This window comes from Sphingopyxis lindanitolerans, assembly GCF_002993885.1.
In the GTDB taxonomy this organism is placed as follows: domain Bacteria; phylum Pseudomonadota; class Alphaproteobacteria; order Sphingomonadales; family Sphingomonadaceae; genus Sphingopyxis; species Sphingopyxis lindanitolerans.
Genome location: NZ_CM009578.1, coordinates 238,716 through 259,604 on the forward strand (window position 1 = coordinate 238,716; position 20,889 = coordinate 259,604).

Sequence of the window (20,889 nt, forward strand, 5' to 3'; positions counted from 1 at the left end):
CGAGCGGAGCGAAGCAATCTCCAGCCCACACCCTTTCAGGACGATAGCTGGAGATTGCTTCGTCCCCCGGATCAAGTCCGGGGTCCTCGCAATGACGAATGGTAATCAATCCGCCAGCGCGATGCGCTCGTAGCGATCCAGGTGATAGTCGGCGCTGCCGAACTGGCCCTCGATCATCGTCGCGCGTTTGAAATAATGGCCGATCGCCAGCTCCTGGGTGATGCCGATGCCGCCGTGGGTCTGGATCGCATTCTGGCCGACAAACTTCGCGCCGCGCGCGACCTTGCTCTTGCAGGCCGAGACAGCGGCCATGCGCTCGTTCGCGGGCAGATCCAGCTTCAGCGTGCCCATGACCGTCATCGAACGCGCCTGCTCGACCTCCATGAACATGTCGACCATGCGGTGCTGGAGGACCTGGAACTTGGCGATCGGCAGCCCGAACTGCTTGCGTTGCTGGGTATATTCGAGCGTGCCTTCGTGGAGTTTTTGCATCACGCCGGTCGCCTCGGCGCAGACCGCAACGGTCGCTTCGTCGACGATCTGTTCGATCAGCGGCAAGCCCGTCCCTTCGCCGCCGAGCAAGGCGTCGCCGGGGATCGCGACATTCTCGAAATAGATTTCGGACGCGCGGCTGCCGTCGACAGTCGGATAGTCGCGGCGGACGATGCCCGCCAGATTGGCGTCGATCAGGAACAGCGACACGCCATCCTTGTCGCGCTGATTGCGGCCGGTGCGCGCGGTGACGAGCAGGTGGCTCGCCCAGGGTGCGGCATAGACGGTGCTCTTGTGGCCGTTCAGCACATAGCCCGCGCCATCCTTCTTCGCGGTGGTGCGCAGGTTCGCGAGGTCGTAGCGGCCCTGCGGTTCGGCATAGGCGAACGCGACGATCGCGTTGCCCGCGATGATTTCGGGGATCATCGCGTCGGCCTGCGCGCCGCCGACGGCCTTGAGCGCGCCGCCCGCGATGACGACGGTCGGCAGATAGGGCTCGATCGCGATGACCTTGCCCAGTTCTTCCATGATGATCGCATTTTCGAGCGCGCCGCCGCCGAGGCCGCCCTGCTCTTCGCTGAACGCCGCACCGAGCATCCCCAGGTCCTGCGCGAGCGCGGTCCAGATCGCGGGATCGCGGCCGGTATCGCCATTGATGAACTTCTGGCGCGTCTCGAAATCATAAGTGTCGGCAAGGAAGCGCGACAGCGTGTCGCGGATCATGTCCTGCGTTTCGGTATAGGTGAAATCCATTTTATCGTCCCCGTCGCCCCCGCGAAAGCGGGGGCCGCTGTAGGTTGTCATTGCGGCGCTGAGTCAGGCCGATTGCGGCCCCCGCTTTCGCGGGGACGACGCTGTCACAATCCGAGCACCATCTTCGCGATGATGTTGCGCTGAATCTCGTTCGACCCGCCATAGATCGTCGTCTTGCGCATGTTGAAATAGGTCGGCGCGGCGCGATGGGCATAGTCGGGGCCGATCGGATGCTCGTTGTCGCCCCCAAGGTCGTTGGCGCCGAAGCCGCGGAAATAAGGCGCGCCATAATGGCCGACCGCCTCCAGCGTCAATTCGGTCAGGCGCTGCTGGATTTCGCTGCCTTTGATCTTGAGCAGGCTCGATTCGGGCCCCGGTCCCTTGCCGGCATTGGCGCCCGCAAGGCTGCGCAGTTCGGTGAATTCGAGCGCGGTCAGGTCGATTTCAAGCTCGGCGAGCTTGCGCTTGAAGAAGGGGTTCGCGAACAGCGGCTTGTCGCCATCGAGTTCGGTGCGCGCGATCTCCTTCACCTTCTCGATCCCGCGTTTCGACGATGCGACCCCGGCGATGCCGGTGCGTTCGTGCGCGAGAAGGAATTTGGCGCAGGTCCAGCCCTTATTCTCTTCATAGACGCGCTGCGACTGCGGCACGCGGACGTCCTCGAGCCACACCTCGTTGACCTCATGCTCGCCGCCCAGCGTGATGATCGGGCGCACGGTGATGCCGGGCGATTTCATGTCGACGAGAAGGAAGCTGATACCTTCCTGCTGCTTGGCGTCCTTGTCGGTGCGGACCAGGAAAAAGCCCCAGTCGGCGTGCTGCGCCATCGTCGTCCAGGTCTTTTGCCCGTTGACGATATAATCGTCGCCGTCACGCACCGCCGCGGTGCGCAGGCTTGCCAGGTCGGAGCCCGCGCCGGGTTCCGAATAGCCCTGGCACCACCAATCCTCACCCGACAGGATGCGCGGCAGGAAATGGGCTTTCTGCTCGGGGGTGCCGAAGGTGTAGATCACCGGGCCGACCATCGCGAGGCCGAAGGGCATCAGACGGATGCAGTCGGCGCGCGCGGTTTCCTCGGAGAAGATGAAGCGCTGCGTCGGGGTCCAGCCGGTGCCGCCATATTCGACCGGCCACGCGGGGGCGACCCAGCCCTTTTTGTAAAGGATGCGGTGCCAGGCGAGGAAATCCTCCTTGCCCAGCTCGTCGCCTTCATCCTGCTTGCCGCGCAATTCGGCGGGGTAATTTTCGGCGATGAACTCGCGCACTTCCTTCTGGAAGGCGAGGTCTTCGGGGCTGAACTCCATGTCCATTATCGATTCTCCCATTGGGTCATGGCGCCCTTATAATAAGCGCTCACGTTTACGTAAAGGTAAGTTGCAGGTCGCAACGCTTTGTGAAAGACTGCGCCCTGCGTCGCGGCTTGTCCAGCGGTGCAGAACGATGGTGGCGAGGTAGTTTGAAAAGCAACGCATGATTTTGTTTCCTCGTCGCCTCGGATCAAGTCCGGGGCGACGAAGGGGGTAATCGAACCTTTCAAAGTCAAACCACGCCACCACCGGAGCGGGAAAATGGGGTGGGAGGGGACCATGAAAAAAAGCTTGCGGGCGCTAACGGCGCTCCTGTTGTTGCTGGTCGTCGCGGGGGGCGCGGCGATGCTGTTCCAGCGGCCGATCGGCCTGTGGCTCTATCAGCGCGGTCTCGACAGCCAGGCCGGGCGCGACAGTCTCGCCAAGCTGCCCGACGGATTGCATGTCGGCCTGTGCGGCACCGGATCGCCGCTGCCCAACCGCGACCGCGCGGGCGCCTGCACGGTGGTGATCGCGGGCAAGGCGATGTTCGTCGTCGATGCCGGCGAAGGTGGCGCGCGCAACATCGCGTTGATGGGCCTGCCCAATGGCGAGATTCGCGCGCTGTTCCTGACTCATTATCATTCGGACCATATCGACGGCCTCGGCCCGATGATGCTGCTGCGCTGGACGGGAAGCGGCAACAAGAGCCCCCTCCCCGTCTATGGCCCGACCGGGATCGAGGCGGTGGTCGGCGGCTTCAACGCCGCTTATGCCGCCGACAATGGCTATCGCACCGCGCACCATGGCCCGGTGATCACGCCGCCCGCCGCCGCGGGCGCGACCGCGATGCCCTTTGCGGTGCCCACGGGGCCGGTCGTGGTGTACGCGGCCGGCGGGCTCAAGGTCACCGCCTTTCCGGTCGATCATCACCCGGTCCAGCCCGCGGTCGGCTATCGCTTCGATTACAAGGGCCGCAGCGTCGTGATCAGCGGCGACACCGCCAAGTCGCCGATGGTCGAAGCCATGGCCAAGGGCACCGACCTGTTGATCCACGAAGCCTTGCAGCCCGAGATGCTGTTGATGCTCGCCGCCCGGTTGAAGGTGACGGGACGCCCGCAGACGGCGCAGATCATGCACGACATTCTCGATTATCACGCCAGCCCCGCGCAGGCGGCCGAAAGCGCCGAGACCGCGCATGTGAAGATGCTGGTGCTCACCCACATCGTCCCGCCCTACCCGATGCGCTATCTCGACGCGGCGTTCCTGGGTGATGCGAAGAGCAAGTTCGCTGGGCCGCTGATCGTCGGCGAGGATGGCGACAGCTATTCGCTTCCCGCCGGCAGCGACGCGATCACGCGCGGCAATTGGTTTTAGTCACGACCACCACCGCGCCTTCGCTGGCATAGGCGCCGCGCCGCTCGGCCATCGCCAGCGCGACCGGTAGCACGGTGCCTTCGCGCGTCACCAGCGCGGAAGGCAGGCGCGACGGCGTGCCGGTGCGGAACAGGGTTTCCAGCGCGTCGAGAAAAGCCGCGCGCTCGCCCATCGCGATCAGCGCCGAAAAGCGCACCCGGCGGATCGCGGCGGGATCGACGCCGACCATCGCGGTCAGGGCTTCGTTCGCATCCTCGATCGCCTCGCGGACCGACAGGACCGCGCGGCCGATCGCGCCATGCGCCTCGATGGCATCGGCGAGTGCGCGGCGCGCATCGCCCGCCCCCTGTTCGTCCATCGCGGCGCTGATGTCGCGAAGGATGATCGCGCCGCCGACGGCGAGCGGCACCAGGTCGACGCGCAGCCATTGGCGCGGCCGCAGCAGCCCCGGCACCTCGCCCGCGAAACGCTCGCGATGATCGAGCAGCCGGTTGACATGGGCGAGGAGAAGGTGATGACCGAGCGCGGGCACGGCGTCGGCGAGCGGGTGGCCGATCAGGTCCGCCGCCGCGATTTCGAGCATGTCCGACGCCGACGGATTGACCGCGGCGATCCGGCGTTCGCGATCGATGACGATCACCGCGTCGCGGATCGATTCGACCAGGTCGGCGAGCGAGTCCCGTAACGCCGATGCGGGTACGCCCGCGTCGCCGAGCCGACGATAATCGTCGAGCGAGATCAGCACATGCGCATCCTTGCCATGATGCGTCACCACGACCGGCCTCTGCGCCGCCTGCAATCGCCAATTCCCGAAACCCCGGATAAAGTCCGCCGCCGATACGCGCTGCGTTTCCCCGACCCTCGCCACTTGTGCCTCCCCTTGATGCCCCTTGCCTCCTTATGGGTGGCGCGCGCCGCCGATGGCCGGCAAGCCGGTCCGGATCGGCGCCGATGTGGGGTCAAACGAGCTTGGCCCGGCCGCAGCGCAGCGCGTTCACCCGGGCGTCGGCCTCGCCGATATGGACGCCGAGCACTCCGGTCAGCCCCTCCAGCACCCCGTCGAGCACCGGCGCGGCGAGGCCCAGCGCCTCGCCGACCACCCCCGACAGGGCGTTGAGGCCGAGGCCCAGGACATTGACCTTGAGGTCGATCCGGTCGGCGAGCGACTTCGCCGCCCCGGCGACCAGGCCGCTGCTTTCGACCGTCTTGACCATGCCGTCGTCGATCTCGTCGCGGGTGAAGCGCGCAGGCTTTTCGTTGAGATCGGACAGGACGAGTTCGGCCTTCCCCTCGACGCTGGCGAGCGGCAGCTTGACGAGCTTGACCGGCTCGGGATCGAGCGGGCGCTGCATGTCCTGAAAATCGCTGTCGGCGACCTTGCCGATCGCCAGCTTCGCGGGTGAAGTCGTGATACCGAGCGTCACCGCGTCGCTGTTCCCCGCGAAGCAATCGATATCGGTGATCCGCGCCGACGCCGATCCCAATTCGGCATAGACCGGGATCTCGACGCTCGCGAGCGGCAGCGCGACCTTGGTCACCAGTTTCAGCCGCACCTGCGCGGTTCGCACGACGACCTGCTGCGTGTCGGTGATCGCGATCAGCGGCGAGTCCGCGGGCGGTTCGCCGATCAGGAGCGCGATATCGACCCCCGACCCGCCGGGCAGGTTGCTGGCGACCGACAGGTCGACCTGGCGGTTCGCGTTGGCGAGCAGCAGCATCGAGCGCAGCAGGCTCATGGCGTTGACCTTCACCGGATTCGCTTCATCGACGCGGATGCTCGACGACCGCGGGCCAAGGTCGATCGCGCGCGAGGGGAAAAGGCTTGTCGGCACCGCGTTCGTGGCCAGCGTGCTGAGCGCCGTCGCGGCCTGGCCGTCGCTTGCCGCCGCCAGCGCCGACAGTATTTGCGGCAGCGTCGCCTGCGTGTCGAGGGTCTGGCCGAACGTCAGCACATTGGCGCCGAGTTCGGTGCGCAGCGCGTCCGAAAAAGCGAGCAGGTCGATGTCGGCATTCGCCAGCGCGTTATAGTCCATCACCGACAGCTTGACCTGGCTTCCGGTCAGCGCGGAGAGCAGCGCGTTCGGCACCCCGCCGTGAAGCGCCGCGACGCGCGAGCCGAGCGAAAAGGCGGCATAGCCCCGCCGCGCCGCGGTCGCCGATGCGCCGATGACCGTCTCGTCGCGGCCGGTCAAAAAGCGGCCGAAGACCATCGGCCGGTCGCGCGTCAGCACGATGCGCACCGCGTTCGGCGCGCTTCCGCCGGCGGTGAAACGCCGTTCGGCCTGCACGGCCGGGTCGGGTCGATAGGTGCCCGGCGTCAGCGACGCGATGACGATGTTGCAATTGCAATTGGCGGCGATGATCCGCTCGGCGGCCGCGCGCTCCGCCCCCGGTCGTCCGGCCGCGGCGAGCGCGGCGGCGTCGGCGATCCCCTGGAGCTTGCGGCGGTCGAGCGAGAAGGAACCGATATCGACCGCGAGCGCCGCCGATCCGATCAGCATCGCGAGCGCGAAAGCGGTGGCGATGCTGATGCCGCCGCGCCGATCCGCCGAAAAATTGCGCAGAGCCGCCATCGTCAATCCACCGGAAGCTCAAAGGTCGCACGGGCGCGGATGACATTGCCCGGCGACGGGACGAAGGAGGATCGGATGAGGCTGGTGGGCGGGACGCTATAGGCGACGGCGACCGTCACCGCGTCGCCGGTCTCGCTGACCGCGACGCTGCGTGTTGAGGGGACGAAGCCCGCGATCGCGTGCATGCTGCGATCGACGGCGCGGACCGCGATGGCGCTACGGTCGGCGGCGTCGAGGCCGACGATCGCGGCGCGGGCGCCGTCGTTCGCCGCCTGCTGGACGCTGTGCGCGAGCAGGAAATATTGGCCGTAGACCAATATGCCCATCAGGAGCGCGAGGAAGAGCGGCAGCACGAGCGCCATCTCAACCATCGCGGCCGCCCGCTCGCTTCGCGCCAGACGGGCGGGAAACGAGCGAGCGGACCGCAGCGAAGGATCGGAAGCCATCATCCCCCCAGCATGGCGCCGGTCGATGAAGGCGGGGTCGAGGCGGCGCTGCCCCGATCTTACGAATTTTACGCAAAAGCGCCGGGCGCGCGCCGCCCGCAAATCCGCGCTTCCTGCCGGGACGTTAACCGCGGCGGCAAGAAGCGCGCAGAGAATCCGTCATTCGGCGGGCTGTTCGACCTCGAGCTTGTCCTGGGTGCGCAGGTCGAAATCCGAGGCGTCGTGGCGTTCGCGAAGCTGGCTGGCGGGGTCGCCGACCACGCGGTTGACCATCCGCCCGCGCTTTACCGCCGGGCGCGCCGCGACCTGGTCGGTCCAGCGCTGGACATGGCTATAATCCTGCACTTGCAGGAATTCGCCCGCGTCATAGACGAGGCCTTTCGCGAGCGCGCCATACCAGGGCCAGATCGCCATGTCGGCGATCGTATAGTCCGACCCCGCGATATATTCGCTGGTCGCGAGTTGCCGGTCGAGCACGTCGAGCTGGCGCTTCACTTCCATCGCATAGCGGTTGATCGGATATTCCTGCTTAAACGGCGCATAGGCATAGAAATGACCGAAACCGCCGCCGAGGAAGGGTGCGCTGCCCATCTGCCACATCAGCCACGACAGCGTCTCGGCGCGCTGCGCCGGATCGGTGGGCAGGAAGGCGCCGAATTTCTCGGCCAGATGGATCAGGATCGCCCCCGATTCGAAGACGCGGATCGGCGCGGCGCCGCTGCGATCGACGAGCGCGGGAATCTTGCTGTTCGGATTGGCGCCGACGAAGCCGCTAGAAAACTGGTCGCCTTCGCCGATATTGATGAGCCATGCGTCATATTCGGCCCCGCCATGGCCTGCCGCGAGCAATTCCTCGAGCATCACGGTGACCTTCACCCCATTGGGCGTGCCGAGCGAATAGAGCTGGAGCGGATGCTTGCCGATCGGCAGGTCCTTGTCGTGCGTCGGGCCGGCGACGGGGCGGTTGATGTTGGCGAAACGCCCGCCGCTTTCCTTGTCCCATGTCCAGATGCTGGGCGGAACATAGTCGGCTTGATCGGTCATCAGGAACTCCTGCGCTAAATTTTATACTGACCGGTATCTAATGCACCGGAATGGCGCCGTCCAGCACCGGCGGGTCAAATAATATTTTGCGCCCGCAAAGCCGAAATCGCGTCGATGTCGTAACCGAGCTCGGCGAGGATCGCGTCGCTATGCTCGCCGAGCCGCGGTGCGCGCGTGGGTGCGGGCTTGGCGTTTGCCGACAGATGGATCGGGGCACGGATCAACGGCACCTTTGCCGATGCGCCCGGATAGGGCACCGGCTCGACCAGTCCCATCGCCGCGACCTGCGGCTGGGCCAGCGCCTGGTCGGGCCGCAAGACCGGCGCGGCGGGGACACGCGCCTCGCCCAGCGCCGCGATCGCTTCGTCGCGCGTGCGGCCGATGCACCATTGCTGCATGATGACGCTCAGTTCCTCGCCATTGTCGCCGCGCAATATATCGCTGCCATAGCGCGGATCATCGACAAGTTCGGGTCGGCCGACCAGCGCCGCCCAGCGCGCGAAGATGCCGCCGCCGACGATCTGCGTCACGATCCAGCCGTCGCGCGTGCGAAAGAGGTCGGTCGGCGCCGAGCTATAGCTGCGATTGCCAATCGGCTGGCGTTCGATGCCGTTGAGCGCATGGTCGATCGAGAGCGCATTGGTCATCGCGAGCGCGGTGCCGAGCAAGGAGCCCGACACGCATTGCCCCTTTCCCGTTGCCTCGCGCTCGCGCAGCGCGACGAGGACGCCGAACGCGGTGTGCAGCGCGGTCCCGAAATCGACATAATTGACCTGCGCGCGATAGGGTTGGTCGGCCGTGCCGGTCAGATGCACCGCCCCCGACATCGCCTGCCCCACCGCATCGAAGCCGACATTCTTCGCGAGCGGCCCTTCGCTGCCAAAGGCCGAGGCAGTCGCCAGGATGATGCGCGGATTGATCGCCGACAGGCTGTCGTGATCGAGCCCCAGCCTGACGAGCGCATCGTGCGGCAGGTTGGCGACGACGACATCGGCGGTCTTGACGAGGCGGCGGACGATCTCGCGTCCCTCCGGGCTGCCGGGTTTCAGCGTCAGGCAGCGCTTGGCGCGGTTCATCTGCAGGAACATCGCGCCCGACCCGTCCCCCGCCACCGGCACGGTGAAGCGGTCGTCGTTGCCGCCCGGCGCCTCGATCCGGATGACATCGGCGCCATAATCGGCGAGCAGCGCCGCGCAATAGGGGCCGGCGATATAGCGGCCGAAATCGAGCACCCTTATTCCGGTCAATGGCACGCGGTATCTCTCCCCGATGATCCCATCATCGGCTAGCAGCCGCCCGCCCCGCCTGCCAGCGTCTTTGGGGCGACGACCGGCAGCGACAAAATCGTAACGAGAGGGTTGCAAGACGCGCGGGCCGCCGCTAGGGGGCACTCCTCTCAGCGAGGAGAGTTGGCTGAGTGGTCGAAAGCGTCGCACTCGAAATGCGAAGTGCCGGCAACGGTACCGAGGGTTCGAATCCCTCACTCTCCTCCATTTTCTTCCCTTAGCGGATTGAAATAACGGGCCTTTTCGACCGAGGCCCCAAAACTTTCCCACATTTTCACCCACAAAAGCTTTTCTTTATGCGCGGCTCGCAGTCTGATTCTCCACGGGGGAAGTGAGCTGCAACCGAAGAGGGCCCCCGCTGGATCGTCGGCTGAGCCAAACCGTCTCGGATCGTCGGGCCGTCGCCATCTCAATACCGTGCAGGCGGCCCATTTTCTCGGCATCGGCACGCGCAAGCTGTATCAGCGCGCTATGGCATCCCGGTCGAATGGATCGAAAGGGTCATCCGCGCCGAGAGCGTATACGAGCGCGGCTCGGGCCGGGGCCTGATCCCCATGCCCGGCGCGACAATATCCTAACCGGGACCTATTATCTGTGGTTCATGTATGAGCGCTTCGGTTGTCCGGGGGTTTTCGGCGCCTATAATGCCGAACCCGAAGGGCAATGCCGCGCAGCAATATCTTCTTCTTCGCCACTGGCGCGCACTATCTCAAGGAAGCTGCCGGACGACGGCAGCACATATGCTGCCGTCGTCCCTTCCCGTCGTCGCCATCCCTGCTGATGGACTAATATCGATAGGAAATATTGACACCGACGGTACGGGGATCCCCATATTGGCGGGTCCAGCCGACACTCGTATTCAAGGCCTGGGTGCGATAGAGTCGATCGAAGATATTTTTGCACCACAGCGATGCTCGCCAGTGGTCGTCCACGGAAACGCCGACTTCGGCATTGCCGACGAAATAGCCTCCCTCGACTGCCTCAGACGGGCTGCGAACGATGTCGAAGCGGACCCGACTTTGATATTTGCCCGACAGGACAATGTCGGCATCGACCCGATCCGAAACCGCCCATTGATATTTTGCCAGGCCGTTGAGGGTCAGCCGCGGTGAATTCGGTAGCACGCTGCCCTTCATCACGCCGGCCACCACCGATTTGGTCACTTCCGTATCGATGAAGCCGATGCCGGCGCGTATGTCGAGCCCGGCCGCCGGGCGCCACCAGGCGTCAGCCTCCGCGCCCTTGACGCGCGCGTTGCCGACATTGGCGATACCGAACAAGACCCCGATCGGCGAATCGAAGAGCGGGCCATAGATTTGCGCGTCGCTATATTCATAATCGAAGACCGCCGCATTCACCTGAAGATTGGGCGCTACGCGGGTCTTGATCCCCACTTCATAGGCGGTGAGTTTTTCATCGTCGAAGGGTTGCAGAACGCTGGGGTCAAAGCTCAACTGCCCCTGGAACCCACCCGATTTGAAGCCCCTGCTGACGCTGGCGTAGATCAAAGTGCGGTCGCCCGCCTTGTAGTTGAGGCCGATTTTTCCGGATATGTTGGACGTCGAATATCTGTTGGATACCGGCGCGAACAGGTCGTTGCAGGTGCCCGCCGCGCACAGAAAGGTTGTGGCCTGATCGAAGGTCTTGCGCTCTTCGGTATAGCGCAGCCCGCCGACCAGCGTCAGCCTTGGCGCGACCGTCCATTCGCCGTGCATGAAGGCCGCATAAGCGTCGGTGCGTTGACGATAATTGTTTCCGATGGTGTCGAGTCCGGCCAAGCCAAGAAGCGGCAGCAGGTCGAGCGCGTAAAATTCATCATGGGCCTGCACCTTGTCCCTGGAATAAAAGGCGCCGCCGATCAGCTTGAGGTCGTCGGCATCATAGGCCAGCCGCAGTTCCTGCGAATATTGGTCGATCCGGTCGTCGTAGGTGCCATCGAGGAAGACCAGCGATGTGCCATCGGTGTCCTCGGCGTGCAGCCGGGTGAAATGTTCATAGGCGCTGATTGAGGTCAGCGACAACCGCGGGGCCAGAGTCCAGTTGACGGTCAACGAGGCCCCCGCCGATTCCAGTTCCATTCGGGGATCGGTGCCGGCCCCGGCCACGCGCGGCTGGTCGGCATAGGCATCCTCTTCGGTGGTCAGAACATTGTCCGCCTTGTACAAGGCGGTGTCCGATCGGTCATAACCCTTGTGAAGATTGAGGAGCATGGTGATCGCGTCGCTGGCTTCCCACTGCAATTGCAGCCGGCCGTTGGTGCGATCGACTTTGCCGATCCGGTTGCCGGTGACATAATTGGTCTGCGGCCCCGAACCCTGTTGTATGGTCTGGAGCGCGAACCGTGCGTTCAGGGTCGATGTGAGCGCGCCTCCGATCGCGCCGTCGAGGTGCCAGCTTTCGTAGCTGCCCAATCCGGCTTCCAGTCGGATGTCGATGACCGATGACGGTTTGCGGCTGATGATGTTGACCGCGCCGGCGGTCGTGTTCCGACCATAAAGATCGCCTTGCGGTCCCTTCAAAATCTCGATGCGATCGACGTCGTAGAAGCCGAACGTCAGCATCGCGGGAGAGACGAGGTAGACATTGTCGACATAGATGCCGGCCGCCGGATTGTTGTTTACCGCATAATCGTTGAGGCCGATGCCGCGAATGCTGACATTCGTGATGCTGTTGGCCATGACATTCTTGATCTGCACATTCGGCGTGACGGCGGCCAGGTCGACGATCGATTGGGTTCCGGCGGCTTTGAGATCATCGCCGCTCAGCACGTTGATCGTAACGCCGACATCATCGGCGCGCTGTTCGCGGCGCTGAGCGGTGACGACGATGTCGCCGAGGGTGGTGCCCGACGCCTTCGCTTGCGGCACGTCTGGCTCGGTTTGCTGCGCGGAAGCCGTGGTGGCGAAGACCGAACTGGTGATCGCCAAGGTGAGCCACCCGGCTCCGCGAAATTGGTCCCTGAACATGAATTTTCTCCCCCTAGAAGTCGATATATGGATAGCCTTTGAGTGTCTTGGGCTGCGGCCTGGCATAGGTGCGCTTGCTGTGCCGCAGGCCCGCCCGCACGATCGCCTGCGCGATGCAGACCGTGGCCGGGATCGGATCGACGACCGGCAGGTCGTATCCCTTTGCCGCCAGCGCGGAACCGATGGCATCGGCGCAGCCCAGGAATCCCGTGCAACCCAGCACGATGGAATGGGCGCCGTCGCTTTCGACCGCAGCCAGCGACGCCCGGGCCAGTTCCTCGGTCAGCCGTGCCGGGTCCGATTCCAGGTCGAGCACGGGGATATCGATGACCCGGATCGACGCGAGCTTTTCGGCCATGCCGTAAAGTTTCGCGAGATTGTCGATCATCGGCACCACCGAATCGAGCACGGTGACAATGCTGAAGCGATGGCCCAGCATGGCCGCGAGGTGCATTGCGGTTTCCGAAGGACCAAGGACCGGGATCGACACGACCTCGCGCGCGGCCTTGAGTCCGGGGTCGCCCATGCAGTCGATGATAACGGCATCGGCACCCGATCGCTCCGCGGCGATCGCTTCGGCGACGATCCCCGGCACCGCCATCGCCTCGTCGAATTCGCACTCGATCGAAGCGGGGCCTGCGGTGATCAAGGACTGGGTGATCGACAGCCCATTTCGGTTCAGTTCGGCGACATCGTCGAGCGTGCGGATTCCTTCGGTGACGATCGGCGTGACGAGATGAATACGCATCAGATCATGTCCTTGCTGAGGCTGGCGATGGGTCGATAGGATTCGGTGAGGCCGAAACAGGCCGGCCCAACCACATCGAGCGCGCGCGGCGTGGTGAGCATCGGCGGCGCGCTACAGCCAACGACCGCAACGCGCTGTCCATAGGCGAGTCGTTCGGTGGGAATGGCATGGGCCGTTTCGGCATCGACGATCGTCACCAGGTCCGGCACGATGCAGCGCAGCCGGCCGTCGACCGTGACAATCAGATTTTCATTCTGGAATTTCAGCTCCGCCTGTTCCGGACCGTTCATGGCCGAAACCGTGCAACTGCCGAAAACCCAACCCTTGGAGGTGTCGCGTTCGAGTCCGGTGATCTTCCCGCGAAAGATCACCTCGGCATCCTTGTAATAGTCATGGGCGCGCAGGACCGCGATCAGACGATCGATCGGCGCGCGCGGGTCGTTGCTGCGTGAAATCGCCTCGCCGATCCCGATCGCACCCGACAGCGTCTTGGGAATGGCGGCGCGGCGCGCCTCCGCCCCGGTCATGGGATAGCAGGACATGCAGACGCTGGCGCCCATTGCGGCCGCGACGGGGCGGGCCAGTTCCTCGGCCTTCAGGCCGGTCGTCGTCTGATAGAGGACGCTATTGCCATGTTCATCGGCGATCGTCAGCGGCGCGCAGGCCACGCCTTCGATATTGAAACTCGTCATCTGCAAGGCGGGGAAGGCTCGCCCCATGCCGTCGCCATCGACGATCGGCAGTCCGCGCATCGCGGCATAGGCCACCGGCATCATCGAATTGCACCCGCCTATTTCCGCCGAAATGATCGCGGTCGCCTGGCGCCCGAGGAAGCGTTCGAGCGTTTCGACGGCGCGATGCTGATCCTCGATCGAAAAGAGCTTCTCGATCATCACGGTCGGCGCGCCCATGGCCGCGGCGATGAAGACATTGTCGTCGTCGGACAGTTCATCGACCGATATCACCCGAACCGGACCGAGTTTGGCGATCGCCTCGCGGCACAGCAGTGAACCGAGATAAGGATCGCCGCCGCCGCCGGTGCCGAGAAAAGAAGATCCAATCGCGAGATGTTCGATATTGTCGAGCGTGATTGCGGTAACCATCTTCGTCACTCCGCCAAAGCCAGGTCGCCGATGGCGCGGCAGACAATGCGCGTCGCTCCCCCGGGAAGATATTGCAGCGGAACCGCCTCGATATTGACGACCCCGACGCTGTCGGGTTCAGCGCCGGCGCTGACGGCCTGCGCGCGAGCCTGCGCCTCCGCATCGGCAATCGCGGCGGTCCGCGCGTCGCCATCGGGGATGTTATAGATCCGGTCGACCTCGCCGCTGACCTGGCCGATGGCGGCGCCGATGGCATTGGCAACGCCCGCATGGTCTGGTCGTAGCATCTTGGACACACCGCGGGGCATATCGGACACGAGCACCGCGCCACCGCCGACGAGGATCATCGGAATGTCCTGCGGCGAGGTTTTCATGCGGTCGATGGCATCGTCGACCAGCGTGGCGATGGCCTGCCCTGCCTTGGCGACGACATCTTCGGGTAATCCGATCACGCGCGCGGGGTCGCCGAACGATGCCTGTCCGCGGGCGACCGCGATGTCGCTGGCGGTCAGCGTGTCGCCACCAAAGATCAGACCTTCGCTGTGCAAGCGGAAGCCGACCGAATCGGGACCGACCGAAACGCTCTGCGCGTCTTCGTGGATACGGCTGCCGCCACCCAGGCCGATCGACAGGATATCGGGCATCCGGAAATTGGTGCGGACCCCGCCGACATCGACATGAACTGTCGACTGCCGGGGAAAGCCATCGATCAAGACTCCTAGGTCGGACGTGGTGCCCCCGATGTCGATCACGATTGCTTCGCTTGCCCCGGTAAGCCACGCCGCGCCGCGAAGGCTGTTGGTGGGGCCGGCGGCAAAGGTCAGCACCGGATAACGCTGCATATGGGCCGCGCTCATCAGCGTGCCGTCGTTCTGGCTGACATAGAAGGGCGCGGAAATGCCCAGATCCTGCAACGCGCGTTCAAAGGCCGTCGTGATCGTCCACGCCAGCGGCCGCAGGCTCGCGTTCATGATCGCGGCATTTTCGCGCTCGAGCAATCCGACGCGGCCCAATTTCGAGGACAGCGAAACCTCGATTTCCGGCGCGTGCTGTGCGATCAGGGCGGCGATACGCTCTTCATGAGCGGGATTGAGCTGGCTGAAAATGCACGAAACCGCGATCTGGCGGATGCCTGCGGCGCGGGCTTCGTCGATGGCATCGACGATCGCCGCTTCGTCCAGCGGAGAAATTTCCCTTCCGTCGAACTCATAACCGCCGGCCACCATTTTCGAGCCGCCGCAAAGGATCGGCTTCAGATCGTCGGGCCAGGAACTGAACGGCGGTATCCCGCGACCGGCGGGAAACCCCGCGCGGATGGCGAAAACGGGGACAAGGTCGCGGCGCTGAATGAAGGCGTTTGTAAAATGCGTGGTGCCGATCATCACCGCGTCGATCGCTTCCGGTCCGACACCGCAGACCTCGATCAACGCGCCAATAGCGTCGGAAATGCCCGAACTGACGTCGGCGCATGTGGGCCGCTTCACGGCGCCCAAAACCGTCTTCCCGGTCAGCAGGACGGCATCCGTATTCGTCCCGCCGACATCCACCCCTATGCGCATCCAAAACCTCCGCTCGATTTCGGACAGCTTTCTGCGCCAGGGAAGAATGGCTCAATAGCGTCGTTGAGTAGGTTTCGTGTCCTACCTAGTAGCTAGCGATGTTGGCGAGCTGAGCGGACCTACCGCAATGAGGAGGTGTCGGCGTCCAGATCGAGCTTTCGCGCGGCGGCAACAGCCGAGGCACGGTCGTGGACGCCCATCTTCTTGAAGATATTCTTGAGATGAAAGCGAATGCCATGTTCCGACAAGCCGAGGTGGCGCGCCAGTTGCTTGTCCGACCCGCCGGCCTCCAGCGTTCGCAGAACCTCTATTTCCCGCCGTGACAGCTTTCCGCTGGCAATGCTTTCCCGCTCTTGCAGGCGATTGACCAACATCGCGACAAAACCGCTTTCGGCCTCGGTCAGGCTATCATCGTCTTTCAAGGCGCGGATCATCGGCGCGAATCTGCGGCCTGCGATCTCCCTGAAAATCTGCCGCATCCCGCTCGCGGCGCCGATGACGACCGCGGCGCGCAACGCGACTTTGGCGCGTCCGGCTTCGCCTTCGGCGCTGGCCAATGCAAACATGACCAGAAGATAGCGGAGCCGCGACCTTTGCAGCCCCTGGGCCTCAGCCCCTAGGATCGCGGCATCGAGCAAGGACCAGGCTTCCGCGATGTTCCGATCGAAATAACAGGCATAGGCACGCGCGATCGTGAAGACTTCATGCTCCTGCCAACTCGCCGTCGGCCCGGCCTGGGGGATGGTCCAATGGGCGGGCGTCGGTACATCGGTTCCGTGCAGACGCGCTTCACCGGCGGCGCACAGTCCGAGCGCGACGATCAGATCGCTGACGCGGGGTAAGCCCTGCGCTCGCAGTTTTCGCGTCTCATCCTCCACCGCCGCCATCGCCGGACCGATGCCGTGGTCGACGATATTGATGCGGATCATCACTTCATAGGCGGCGAAATAAATATCAAACCAGGCTTCGGCCTCCGGCATGCGGTTCGCCGATTTGCGTAACGAATTTCGGGCGCTGGATAATTGTCCCGATTCGAATTCGATCGACGCATTCAGCGCCGCGATCACCGTTTCGACGCCGACATCGTGCGCGAATTCCTGCTGCCACCGTCGCCGCGCATCGGTCACGCAGGTCCGCGCCTGCTTCAGCTTTCCCTGCGCGAGGTTGATCGACGCTTCGTGCATCTGCAGAAACATCAGATTATAGCGCGACGCGGCCTTTTCCGCCTGCGCTCGCGCATCGATCAAATTTGCTATCGCGGTGTCGAACCGCGCACGCTGGCAGTTCAATATGGCCGAAAGCGTAGCAAGAAAGGTGCGCATCGCTGCGTCGTCGGCCTGTTCATCGGTGATCCGTTTCAACAGTTCGAGGTCATCCGTCCGTTCCAGCGAACAACCATAAACCAGCAAGGTCACGCGTACGATTTCAAGGTCTGTGCTCAATGGATGCGTCGTGCCGACGTCCCGGGCCAGTGTTTCGAAAAGCTCTTGGGCGACATGGATGTGGCCGGATTTCAGGTGAACGATGCACTCGATCATCTTCAGCACTGCCGAGTCCGCAATGTCGTCGGCGCTCGAATTGTCGAGCAGGCGCTTCAGCACCGAAAACCCGTGGACGATCCATATCCGCAGCGCGCCATGCGCGCGGGCATAGGTGCGGATCCGGCCGGAATCGCCGGCCATTCTTGCCAGAACCGCAGCCTCGCCGAGCCGGCCCTTCTCGGAACAGCGATCCGCCATGGCAACGAGAATATCGGCCCGGCTGCGGCCGTCGAACGCTTCCACCGCGTCGCGCAACCAGATTCGCAGCGCCCGTTGCAACAGAAATTGCCCATCGTGCCGATCGACGAGTCCTCTCAACCGGAAAGCGAGTTCGGCGATGATCCGACCGTCGTCCCGCTGACCGGCAATGCCGGAGAGGATATCGGTGTCGGCGGTGTCGAGCATACTCGCATGGACGAGCGCCGTCCGCTCCTCGGGCGCGAGCATCGGCAGGACGTCCTGGGCGATGAAGTCGCCCAGGCGGCTCTCCCTGACGATATCCAGGTCGCTAAGCCCCTCGCAATGCCCCTGGGTCGTCGCCGACCACGCGCACAGCAAGTCCAGCGCAACCGGCCAGCCGCCGGCGAGGTCACGGATACGGCCGCGATTTTTTGTCGGGACCATCGCCCGCGTGGCTTCGGCGATTTCCTGCGGTCGCAGGCGCAAGGCGTTGGCGTCGAGAATGTCGATGACGTGCCGTGCGTCCATTCGGGACAGCGGAAAATCGCTTGCCTGGTTCAGCGAGACGATCACCCGCTGACCGGATTTAGACGGGTTCGCCCGTTCGAGTGCGAGGGCAAGCCATCGACCATCCGCGGCGTCGGCGTCGTCGATCACGATAACCTGGCGTGTGTCGGCCAGCACCGCATTCGCGGCGGCTCGCGGATCGGCGCTATGTTCCAGCAGCCCATATAGTCGGATGCTATGCCCGCCGTTTGCCGCTATTTTCTGTGCGGCGGCCTGCGCCAGTCGCGATTTGTGGAATCCGGGCGGCGCGCAAAGCACGACAATGCCCCGCCCCGCCACAATTCGATCGACCAACCGGTCGTGATGCCCCTCCGCCATTTGAACCCGATCATTGTCAGTCTCAATAGTGTCGATCACACTGTTACTACCAAGTAGGCCGGATACAAGCGGGTACCCAAATCTTGACGATCACGGTCATGTCGCAGATCCCCTAGTTTTCCGGTCGAGGATGGATCGAGCATGGCATTTGAACGCCCATCCCGGGTGCGAAGAATGGAGGTGCGGAGCCATATGTCAGTCCCGACCAATTGGCCTGGCTCGTCCCGCTCGCGCGGGGGCGCGGCGCCTACCGCGGCTGTCGGTCGCGGCATCGGGGCTTTGCTGCGCTAGACGGCGCGCGCCCGGTGGGGACAGCTACGTCCACCGCCGCGAAATCCCCGACAGCGGGGGCAATCCCTCCGCCGAAGTTGATGTGCTGTCTCGCGCGCGGCCTGTATCAGTTCGCCGACGCCGAAGAGATCGACGCGGCGCAAACCCTCGCCGAAGCCGCGCGCCTCGCGCCGTATGGCGTCATCGTGCTCCGCCGTTTGGCTTGACGAGAAGATAGAGGCGAGGACGTCCGTCGGCTTGTGGGCCTTGTCGCGCGGTTTTGCGCTGCGTAGTTTTGCGTCGTTCAGCATTGGCTTTCTCCGAAGCCATGTGTTCGCGCACCGGAGCTACGATCAGACGCCGTGCCATTAGGTGGAGGCATGTGAACGCGGCTGAACCCGATGAGGGTAAGAAATGACAGTTTTACGGGAGAAAACGCAATCCTAGCGGATGGACGCGAACCCCTGCGGAGGGGAAGGTGGCGGAGACGGAGGGATTCGAACCCTCGGTGCCGGATTTACCAGCACGACGGTTTAGCAAACCGTTGGTTTCAGCCACTCACCCACGTCTCCGCATGGCCTGCCGCGCTAACGACAGTCTGGCTTAGGCGGGTCGCTATAGCCATGCGCTTCGCACCCCGCAACGCCTAACATTGCTCTCTTTCGACCTTATTTTGCGCGGCTCATGGCGAAAAGGATTCGGTCTGACGCAAAATCGACTCAAGTCATCGCCCATTCATTGCCCGCGATTCACAGTCGGAGTCATGGTAAACCCGTCCGGCGCATCAGGCGCCGACCGATTTGGGGGAAATATGCGTAAAACGCTTGCCGCTTTTGCCGTCACCGCTCTGGCATCGATCGGGCTGCTGTTCGCACCGGTCGCGGCCCAGGCTCAGATGACCTCGGTCGATCCCAACAGCGCGATCGACGCCGATCTCGATAACCCCCAGCCGGTGACCCCGGCGCCACCGGTGAGCGATCCGGTGCCCGCCGATCCGACCCTCAACAGCGATCTCGCCACCAGCGACCAGCAATATTCGAACACGGCCGACACCGAGGCCACGACGCCTCCCGATACCGTGACGACCGCCGCCGCCGACGGTTCGACCTACAAGGAAGATGATCTGATCGGCGCCGCCGAGGGCGTGTTCGGCAAGGGCGCGCAGGGTCTTGCCGGGCTGATCGAGGATATCCTCAAGAAGCAGGGCGAGCCCAACGCCTATATCGTCGGCCGCGAAGCCGGCGGCGCGCTCGGCATTGGGGTGCGCTATGGTTCGGGCACGCTGCACCACAAGATCGAGGGCGAGCGGCCGGTTTACTGGACCGGCCCGTCGATCGGCTTCGACGCGGGCGCCAACGCGGGCAGCACCTTCGTTCTCGTCTACAACCTCTTCGACACCGAGGATATCTACAAGCGCTTTCCGGCTGGCGAAGGCGCCGCCTATCTGGTCGGCGGCTTCAACGCGAGCTATCTGCGCCGCGGCGACGTCGTGCTCATCCCGATCCGGGTCGGCGTCGGCGCGCGGCTGGGTGTCAATGTCGGCTATATGAAGATCCGCAAGAAGCAGAATTGGGTGCCCTTCTAAGAGACCAGAGAGCTTGCCACGGGGGCGAGCATAGCCCGCGCTCCGGCGCGGGCTTTTTCTTTGCCTGCGGCCCGCTACCGAGCGACAGGCGGCCATCAATTCTCGTCTCCCCGGACTTGATCCGGGGTCCGGCGACCGAAAAGAAAGCTGCCGACACGTCGAAAAAGCGGGGTCCCGGCTCAAGCCCGGGATGACGAAGGGAATGGCGACTCCCCTTTGCCAAAAACCGACGCTTCCTAATCCCCGTCGAAGGCGATCAGCGTCTCGCAAACCAGCCCAGCAGCCTCAAGCCGCTGCGAGCCGCCAAGATCGGGCAGGTCGATCACGAACAGCGCCGCGGCAACCTCGGCGCCGACGCTCTGCATCAGCTTCGCGGCCGCGAGGATCGTCCCGCCGGTCGCGAGCAGGTCATCGACGAGCACGATGCGGTGCCCCGCGGTCACCGCACCTTCGTGCAGTTCGAGCCGGTCGGCGCCATATTCGAGTTCGTAATCGACGCCGACGGTGACGCCCGGCAGCTTGCCCGCCTTGCGGACCGGGACAAGGCCGATCCCCATCGCGGTCGCCATCGCCGCACCGAACAGAAAGCCGCGCGCCTCGACCGCGACGATATAGTCGGGGCGATAGATGGCCGCGCGGGCGCTGAGGCGGCGCACGCTTTCGGAAAAGCCGGCGGCGTCGCCGATCAGGGTCGTGATGTCGCGAAACTGGATGCCCGGCTTCGGAAAGTCCGGAATGGTGCGGACCAGCGACGCGAGGTCAAGCTCGGGCCGCGGCGGGAGGGCGATCACGCGG

At 64.2% G+C, this 20,889-nt stretch carries 16 protein-coding genes and 2 tRNA genes; 4 read left to right on the top strand and 14 right to left on the bottom strand.

Features of this window, described 5'->3' with window-relative positions; genetic code table 11:
• Window positions 1–105: 105 nt before the first annotated feature.
• Complete coding sequence (locus CVO77_RS01185) at window positions 106–1,245, bottom strand: acyl-CoA dehydrogenase family protein (RefSeq protein WP_106000555.1); 1,140 nt, start codon at window positions 1,243–1,245, stop codon at window positions 106–108.
• A gap of 104 nt (window positions 1,246–1,349) precedes the next feature.
• Complete coding sequence (locus CVO77_RS01190; protein WP_105997517.1) at window positions 1,350–2,555, bottom strand: acyl-CoA dehydrogenase family protein; 1,206 nt, start codon at window positions 2,553–2,555, stop codon at window positions 1,350–1,352.
• Window positions 2,556–2,831: 276 nt separating this feature from the next.
• Between CVO77_RS01190 and CVO77_RS01195 the strand changes: the two genes are divergently transcribed.
• Window positions 2,832–3,908, top strand: a complete 1,077-nt coding sequence (locus tag CVO77_RS01195) for an MBL fold metallo-hydrolase (RefSeq protein WP_105997518.1) — start codon at window positions 2,832–2,834, stop codon at window positions 3,906–3,908.
• Here the strand turns inward: CVO77_RS01195 and CVO77_RS01200 are convergent.
• The 5 genes from CVO77_RS01200 to CVO77_RS01220 form a co-directional block, all read right to left on the bottom strand.
• On the bottom strand, window positions 3,886–4,776 hold the full coding sequence (locus CVO77_RS01200) for a PAS domain-containing protein (RefSeq protein ID WP_105997519.1): 891 nt from the start codon (window positions 4,774–4,776) through the stop codon (window positions 3,886–3,888). The genes CVO77_RS01195 and CVO77_RS01200 overlap by 23 nt on opposite strands.
• Window positions 4,777–4,867: 91 nt before the next feature.
• The gene (locus tag CVO77_RS01205; RefSeq protein ID WP_105997520.1) at window positions 4,868–6,481 is read right to left on the bottom strand and encodes a TadG family pilus assembly protein; all 1,614 of its coding nucleotides are present in this window, start codon (window positions 6,479–6,481) and stop codon (window positions 4,868–4,870) included.
• Between the two features lie 2 nt (window positions 6,482–6,483).
• Complete coding sequence (locus CVO77_RS01210) at window positions 6,484–6,852, bottom strand: TadE/TadG family type IV pilus assembly protein (RefSeq protein WP_242446058.1); 369 nt, start codon at window positions 6,850–6,852, stop codon at window positions 6,484–6,486.
• 234 nt (window positions 6,853–7,086) lie between these two features.
• On the bottom strand, window positions 7,087–7,971 hold the full coding sequence (gene yghU / locus CVO77_RS01215; protein ID WP_105997522.1) for a glutathione-dependent disulfide-bond oxidoreductase: 885 nt from the start codon (window positions 7,969–7,971) through the stop codon (window positions 7,087–7,089).
• A gap of 74 nt (window positions 7,972–8,045) precedes the next feature.
• Window positions 8,046–9,224 (bottom strand): CaiB/BaiF CoA transferase family protein, encoded by a 1,179-nt coding sequence (locus CVO77_RS01220; protein WP_105997523.1) that lies wholly within the window; start codon window positions 9,222–9,224, stop codon window positions 8,046–8,048.
• 150 nt (window positions 9,225–9,374) lie between these two features.
• Here CVO77_RS01220 and CVO77_RS01225 point away from each other — a divergent pair.
• A tRNA-Ser gene (locus tag CVO77_RS01225) sits at window positions 9,375–9,464 on the top strand.
• Between the two features lie 578 nt (window positions 9,465–10,042).
• Here CVO77_RS01225 and CVO77_RS01235 read toward each other — a convergent pair.
• The 5 genes from CVO77_RS01235 to CVO77_RS01255 all read right to left on the bottom strand — a co-directional run bounded on the left by CVO77_RS01235 (window position 10,043) and on the right by CVO77_RS01255 (window position 18,011).
• Window positions 10,043–12,223, bottom strand: coding sequence for a TonB-dependent receptor (locus CVO77_RS01235; protein WP_158257967.1), 2,181 nt, complete (start codon window positions 12,221–12,223; stop codon window positions 10,043–10,045).
• A gap of 13 nt (window positions 12,224–12,236) precedes the next feature.
• On the bottom strand, window positions 12,237–12,971 hold the full coding sequence (locus CVO77_RS01240; protein ID WP_105997525.1) for an aspartate/glutamate racemase family protein: 735 nt from the start codon (window positions 12,969–12,971) through the stop codon (window positions 12,237–12,239).
• Complete coding sequence (locus CVO77_RS01245) at window positions 12,971–14,074, bottom strand: DUF917 domain-containing protein (RefSeq protein WP_106000556.1); 1,104 nt, start codon at window positions 14,072–14,074, stop codon at window positions 12,971–12,973. The genes CVO77_RS01240 and CVO77_RS01245 overlap by 1 nt, the downstream gene beginning before the upstream one ends.
• Window positions 14,075–14,079: 5 nt before the next feature.
• On the bottom strand, window positions 14,080–15,633 hold the full coding sequence (locus CVO77_RS01250; RefSeq protein WP_105997526.1) for a hydantoinase/oxoprolinase N-terminal domain-containing protein: 1,554 nt from the start codon (window positions 15,631–15,633) through the stop codon (window positions 14,080–14,082).
• 119 nt (window positions 15,634–15,752) lie between these two features.
• Complete coding sequence (locus CVO77_RS01255) at window positions 15,753–18,011, bottom strand: helix-turn-helix transcriptional regulator (RefSeq protein WP_158257968.1); 2,259 nt, start codon at window positions 18,009–18,011, stop codon at window positions 15,753–15,755.
• A gap of 596 nt (window positions 18,012–18,607) precedes the next feature.
• Between CVO77_RS01255 and CVO77_RS21780 the strand changes: the two genes are divergently transcribed.
• A complete protein-coding gene (locus CVO77_RS21780) occupies window positions 18,608–18,736 on the top strand; it encodes a hypothetical protein (RefSeq protein ID WP_275541961.1) in 129 nt (42 codons plus the stop codon).
• 252 nt (window positions 18,737–18,988) lie between these two features.
• On the opposite strand, the gene CVO77_RS01260 is transcribed toward CVO77_RS21780, so the two are convergent.
• A tRNA-Ser gene (locus CVO77_RS01260) sits at window positions 18,989–19,081 on the bottom strand.
• Window positions 19,082–19,320: 239 nt separating this feature from the next.
• On the opposite strand from CVO77_RS01260, the gene CVO77_RS01265 reads away from it, so the two are divergent.
• A complete protein-coding gene (locus CVO77_RS01265) occupies window positions 19,321–20,094 on the top strand; it encodes a DUF1134 domain-containing protein (RefSeq protein WP_105997528.1) in 774 nt (257 codons plus the stop codon).
• A gap of 236 nt (window positions 20,095–20,330) precedes the next feature.
• Here the strand turns inward: CVO77_RS01265 and CVO77_RS01270 are convergent, their stop codons facing one another.
• Window positions 20,331–20,885 carry an adenine phosphoribosyltransferase gene (locus CVO77_RS01270; RefSeq protein ID WP_105997529.1) on the bottom strand — a complete coding sequence of 185 codons (555 nt, stop codon included), beginning with the start codon at window positions 20,883–20,885 and terminating at the stop codon, window positions 20,331–20,333.
• Window positions 20,886–20,889 lie beyond the last annotated feature (4 nt).